Origin of the sequence: Salinicola peritrichatus, assembly GCF_003206715.1 — a bacterium.
Lineage (GTDB): Bacteria > Pseudomonadota > Gammaproteobacteria > Pseudomonadales > Halomonadaceae > Salinicola > Salinicola peritrichatus.
Window position 1 is genome coordinate 1 of record NZ_PZJU01000062.1, and the last position, 871, is coordinate 871.

Below are 871 nucleotides of genomic sequence, written 5' to 3' on the forward strand. Positions count from 1 at the left end.
GCTCTGTCTGAAAAATAGACCCGTAAACAGCGCTCGATGCAGGCCAGCGTGACCATGGCACGGTAACTTTTTGCCAGCTTGTCGTAGCGAGTACAAAGTCGCCGCTTTTCCTTCATCCAGCCAAATAGACGCTCTATCACATTGCGACGCCGATAACGCGGGCGCTCGAACAGGCGGGGTAGTCCTGGCTTGGGGCGACGGTGCATCTGTCGGTGCCGGATCGTCGGTCGTATTCCGTACCGGTCGCAGTAGCGACGCAATCGATCACTATCGTAACCTCGGTCGGCCAGCAGATGGCGGCAGCGCTTGCGGGGACGTCCCGTATGACCTGGCAAGCGGATCTGCTCCATGACAGGAACGAGATAGCGTGAATCGGCATGCTGACCAGGCGATAGCAGGAAGCTCAGGGGAACGCCATTGGCATCGCAAACCAGGTGAATCTTGGTGGTCAGGCCGCCTCGGCTTCGTCCAAGCGCATGGCCTACCCGTTCTCCAGAGCCCCTTTTTTACTGCCACCAGCGGCAGAGCGAGTCGCTCGAATCGAGGTGGAGTCCACCATCCAGGTATCGAGATCCATGTAACCATCTTCCCGAAGCTTCAGGTGAAGGCGTGACAGGCTGCGTTCGAGTGTGCCGTCATCTCGCCACTGACGAAAGCGCTGGTAGACCGTTTTCCATGGGCCGAAGCGTTCGGGCAGATCCCGCCATTTGGCGCCGGAACAGAGGATCCAGAAGATGCCGTTGAGCATCTGCCGGTCATCGCGGCGTGGGCGTCCACGCCCAGCGGGCGTGCCAGGCGAAACGATATCTTCAATCAATGTCCAACCCTGATCGGAAATCTCGTAACGTCCTGCCATGACAATACCTCCAAG

At 58.7% G+C, this 871-nt stretch carries 1 protein-coding gene; it reads right to left on the minus strand.

Annotation, left to right across the window (positions count from 1 at the left end; all coding sequences use genetic code 11):
• A protein-coding gene (locus tag DOM57_RS19120; protein ID WP_110650779.1) for an IS5 family transposase occupies nt 1-856 on the minus strand; the annotation gives its coding sequence in 2 pieces (ribosomal slippage) (nt 1-487 and nt 487-856; 857 coding nt annotated over the 2 pieces). This gene is flagged as partial in the annotation.
• Nucleotides 857-871: the final 15 nt, after the last annotated feature.